General features: G+C 68.2%; 3 protein-coding genes and 1 tRNA gene. 3 read left to right on the forward strand and 1 reads right to left on the reverse strand.

From position 1 onward, the window contains the following. The first annotated feature begins 1,255 nt into the window (after nucleotides 1–1,255). Nucleotides 1,256–2,821 (forward strand): tyrosine-type recombinase/integrase, encoded by a 1,566-nt coding sequence (locus tag E1292_RS49320; protein ID WP_132606711.1) that lies wholly within the window; start codon nucleotides 1,256–1,258, stop codon nucleotides 2,819–2,821. A 207-nt stretch (nucleotides 2,822–3,028) separates the two neighbouring features. Here the strand turns inward: E1292_RS49320 and E1292_RS49325 are convergent. After that, a tRNA-Arg gene (locus E1292_RS49325) sits at nucleotides 3,029–3,102 on the reverse strand. 297 nt (nucleotides 3,103–3,399) lie between these two features. Here E1292_RS49325 and E1292_RS49330 point away from each other — a divergent pair. After that, nucleotides 3,400–4,182 (forward strand): phosphotransferase, encoded by a 783-nt coding sequence (locus E1292_RS49330; RefSeq protein WP_132606712.1) that lies wholly within the window; start codon nucleotides 3,400–3,402, stop codon nucleotides 4,180–4,182. Then, nucleotides 4,166–5,086 (forward strand): cobalamin biosynthesis protein (locus E1292_RS49335; RefSeq protein WP_132606713.1); only part of this gene is annotated, 921 nt, incomplete at its 3' end. The genes E1292_RS49330 and E1292_RS49335, both read left to right, overlap by 17 nt.

Here is a 5,086-nt window from a genome sequence, read left to right on the forward strand (position 1 = left end):
CTCGATCTGCTTCGCCAGCCACTGCGCGGGCGTCACACTGTTGTCTGCGGCCATCGCCTGGATCTCCTTCGAATCTTGATCTTTGCTACTCGAAGGATCACGCGATGGCCGTCTTCATTTCACGACGCCACGCCTGTGACCAGGCCAAACTCGTACACCACTCCTGTGGACGCAACCCAGCGAGCCGGCGCCTCGGACCCTCAAACGTGACGGTCAGTTCCGCGTAATCGCTGTCCGGTTGCTCAAGGGTTGCTCTTCGGCATCCGATACAGATCCGGACAGTGCAAGATCGAGATCCCGATCCGCAGGCGCGCCAACTTCCCAATGACCGTCGCTCGAATCCTGCTGGCCGCCATGGCCGTTCGCTCGCCGGATCGAAGCAGACAACCGCTGGTCGAGGGCGGGAGTGTGCACCGGATACGGATGCTTTGTCCGGTGATGATGATTGAACCTTTGCTTCGCCTGCGGTCCGAATCCGGGCTTGATCGCAGGTATTTATAAGGGTGACAGGGATCAGGTGGTCCGGGTAATCGGGCCACACCGACATGACTTCACCGCACGACACCGCAACACCACCGAACCACATCATCCGCCGTACCACGCGAACCGCAGACCATAACGTTCAGCACGACCGACGGCGCTCATCCGGCGATCGAAGCGCCTCATCGGGCCAGCAGCGTCTGCGCGGTCATTCCAGGTCGGCGCCCTGGAACGGGTTCTCATCTCGCTCGTACGCATGGGGGCGTTCCTGCAGCGAAAGCCGTCCTTGCTCTGTGGCGACTCGAAGCGTAGAGCGCTGAGTCGGCGGCGACGCCGTGCGGAGACCGCCGGCGACCCCGGCCCGGCGTTGACCGTCGGATTCGGCCTTGACCATCGCCGTCCAGGTGGGCGTCGATACGCCCTGTCCGGCACGGCCATCGATGCGGCGGGGTGACGACCACGGGCGTGCTCGCCCGATCACGCCACCGCATCGGCCGCGCTAGACGGGCACACGGCGATCCCGGCGCTCCACGCCGCATAGACGGCGGCACGGGCGACAGGACCGCCGTGCACCCGTAGCCAACGACCACCGGGGCCATGGCTGAACGGGATAGCGCGGATGCGCGTCTGGGACGTGACTACCGAAGGCACGCCTTTGATCGGGGCGATCAGTCCCTTCACCGGCCGCTTCCAGGGCTGAGCGTCACCCCGCCCCTGCTCACCACCACACCGGCCCCGACCAACAGCACCGAAAAGAAAGGGGACAGGCACCACCATGGCCGAGGGACGCACCTTCAAACGCTGCTCCTGCCGCGACGCCGACGGCAAGGTACTCGGGCAGAAATGCCCCAAGCTGCGCCGCTCCGACGGCGGCTGGAGCTACCGGCACGGCATCTGGAACTACCAGATCGAACTCCCGCCAGGACCTGGCGGTAAGCGGCGCGGGCCGCTGCGCCGCGGCGGCTTCGCCACCCAGGACGCCGCCAAGGACGAACTCAGCCGCGTGCGTGACCTGCTCGCGCTGGCCGACCCGCGCGAGCCAGCCACCCGTACCCAGATCGCCGACCTGATCAAACGAACCCTGGCCGAGACCGAGACCCTCCCGGACGCGGAGACGGTCCGCCGAAAGATCAAGACCGGGCAGCATCTCACCCAGGAGATCAACGTCGAGCAGTGGCTGGCCGAGTTCCTCAACCGCAAGCGGAAGATCGAGGAGACCACCCGCCGCTCCTACGAGGGCCACATCCGCCTCTACCTCGCGCCTTATCTGGGGCGGCTGCGACTGGATCAGCTCAAAGTCAGCGACATCGCGTTGATGTTCGAGCAGATCGAGGAGTTCAACGACACCATCGCCGAACGCCGCGCCCACCCCGACCCAGCGGTGCGCCAGAGCGTCAAATACCGGCGGCCGATCAGCATCGCCACCATGCACCGCATCCGCGCCACCCTGCGGCACGCGCTCAACATGGCCATGCGCCAGGACCGGCTCATCGACTTCAACCCTGCCGCTGTCTTGGAGATGGCCGCCTACACCCGGCCCAAGGCGTTGGTGTGGACCGACGACCGAGTCCGCGCCTGGCAGACCGACTACCGCAGCTACCGGGAGAGGGAGAAGCAGCGCCGGGGCGGGCGGCGGGTCGACCCGATCGACGCCTACACCAGCGTGCCCCGCCCTTCCCCGGTGATGGTCTGGACACCCGCGCAAACCCGCCGGTTCCTCGAAGAAGCACGACGCCACCGCCTGTTCGCCCTCTACCAGCTGATCGCACTGCGCGGGCTGCGCCGGGGCGAGGCCTGCGGGCTGCGCTGGAGGGAGATTGACCTCGACGGCCACACCCTGACCGTCAACTGGCAACTCGTGCAACTGGCCTGGGACGTTCACGAAGGCACCCCGAAAACCGACGCCTCGATCCGCACCATCGCCCTGGACACCGACACCGCCCAGGTGATGCGCGCCCACCGGCAGCAGCAACTCCAGGAACGCCTGGCCATGGGCGAGGCGTGGACGCACACCGGGTTCGTGTTCACTCAACCGGACGGCAACCGGCTCCATCCCCAGCACGTCTCCGACCAGTTTCTCTGGCTGGCCTACCTCGCGGGACTGCCACCCATCCGGCTCCACGACCTCCGCCACGGGGCAGCCTCGCTCATGCTGGCGGCCGGGGTAGAGATGAAGGTTGTACAGGAAACCCTGGGCCACACCTCCAGTGCGTTCACCGCCGACACCTACACCTCCGTCTACCCGCAAGTCGCCACGGCCGCCGCCGAGAAGACTGCGGCCCTGCTGTTCGGCAAGGAAGACCAGACCGCACCCGGGCAACTCATCTCGCTGAGGAGCTGAACAGTCGGATTAAGCATCCGGCCCCGCATTCGCCGCCTGCTCGCGGCGAGGCGGGGCCGCTGCTCTTCACCGAGTGGGAGGATGGTAAATGGATCATGGTGTGTGCGCAGTTGGTGCGGGCGAGCACGGATGGAGCACGCAAGCGCTAGACGAAAATTCTAGAACGCATCCGATCCCGCATAACCCCAGGTCAGACCATGATCAAAGCGCGCCCTGCAGGATTCGAACCTGCGACCGTCGGATTAGAAGTCCGGTGCTCTATCCAGCTGAGCTAAGGGCGCTCCCGCCTTATTGTGCATGATCCGGCGACATGTCATGCACAGGTTTTCCCCGTGTCAGTCTGTCAACCCGATCACACCTCACATGAACAGGGTCCCCGCAACCGTAGCCGCCAGGATCCGGCCGGTGGCCGTTCTGGTCGTGCGGGCCTCAGGGAGGATATCGGACGTGGCGAGGTGGAGAGGAAAGCCGGTGGCACCCACTCCGGACGGGTACGGTAGCGAACTGCCGTGATCTTGCTGGCGGAACCGGCGAAAAGATCGGGCGCGAGCGGGGTGGGAAGTCTAAGCTTCCGTGGCATGGTCGCGACGCTCCTGCATGAGATTCCCTTGCAGGGCGGGGATGTGACTGACGGGGTGGTGCGCGTCGGTGACACCGTGCGCAGACCGGCCAGTACGTCCACGCCCTCCGTGCACGCCCTGCTCAGGCACCTTGAGGCGGCGGGGTTCGAGGGTGCACCACGGGTGGTGGGGATGGACGAGTTCGGGCGCCAGGTCCTCACCTACGTGCCGGGCGCGACCGGGCTCCGGTTGGAGAGCGCTAGTGATGAGGCGCTGGCCGGTCTCGCGGTGTTGGTGCGGGAGTTCCACGATGCGACCGCGGGGTTTCCGTTGACGCTGGACGGCTGGGAGGGGGGATCGAATGACGATAAAGCGCCGGATGTCATCGGCCATTGTGACTTGACGATGGATAACGTGATTTTTCGGGCGGGACGGCCGTACGCGTTGATCGACTTCGATCTGGCCCGGCCGACCACGCGGCTCTTCGACATCGTCACCACCCTCCGCCACTGGGCCCCGATCGCCGACCCCGTCGACCGCCCTCCGCTCCTCCGCACCCTCGACGTGGGCGAGCGCCTGCGCCTGTTCTGCGACGCGTACGGTGTCCTGCCCCGTGACCGGCGCCGCCTCCTCGAGCTGGCCAGGCTGCGCTTCCACCGCTCCTACACCGTCATGCGCACCCGCGCCTCGGCCGGCGGCAACTGGGCGAAGATGTGGGCGAACGGCGCCGGCGAGCGCATCCGCCGTGCCGCCGCATGGCTGGACGTGCACGAAGATGAGCTCCATGCCCACCTCGTCTGACCCTCTCGGCCTCGCTCTCGGCGTGGCGCTCGACCGGCTCGTCGCCGACCCGCGTACTCCCGCCCATCCGGTGGCCCTTTTCGGGCGCGCCGCGGCGAGGCTGGAACGTTCGCTGTACAAAGACGCGCGGTCGCGCGGGGTCCTGCACGTCGCCGTGTGCGTCGGCGGCGCGACCGCGCTCGGCGTGCTGGCCCAGCGCGTCCCCGGCCGGCCCGCGCGTACGATCGTGACCGCCGTCGCCACCTGGGCCGTGCTGGGAGGCACCACGCTGGCCCGTGAGGGCGCCTACATGGCCGCCGCCCTGGAACACGACGACCTCCGACGCGCCAGGACCCGCCTCCCCCACCTGTGCGGCCGCGACCCTTCCCGGCTGGAGGCCAAGGAGCTGGCGCGGGCCACGGTCGAGTCGCTGGCCGAGAACACCTCCGACGCCGTCGTGGCCCCGCTGTTCTGGGGCGCGGTGGCGGGCGTGCCGGGGCTGCTGGCGTACCGGGCCGTCAACACGCTGGACGCCATGGTCGGCCACCGCTCCCCGCGTTACGAGCGGTTCGGCTGGGCCGCGGCGAGGCTCGACGACGTGGCGAACTACGTGCCCGCGCGGCTGACCGGCCTGATCGCGGTCCTGACCGGGCCGGACCCGCGCGGCGCGCTGGCCGCGCTCAGGAGGGACGGCCACCGGCACCCCAGCCCGAACGCCGGCCGCTGCGAAGCCGCGTTCGCCGGCGCGCTGGGCGTCACGCTGGGCGGCACCAACGTCTACCAGGGCAGGATCGAACACCGCCACCTGTGCGGCCGCGACCCTTCCCGGCTGGAGGCCAAGGAGCTGGCGCGGGCCACGGTCGAGTCGCTGGCCGAGAACACCTCCGACGCCGTCGTGGCCCCGCTGTTCTGGGGCGCGGTGGCG

This window comes from Nonomuraea deserti (genome assembly GCF_004348685.1).
Classification (GTDB): domain Bacteria; phylum Actinomycetota; class Actinomycetes; order Streptosporangiales; family Streptosporangiaceae; genus Nonomuraea; species Nonomuraea deserti.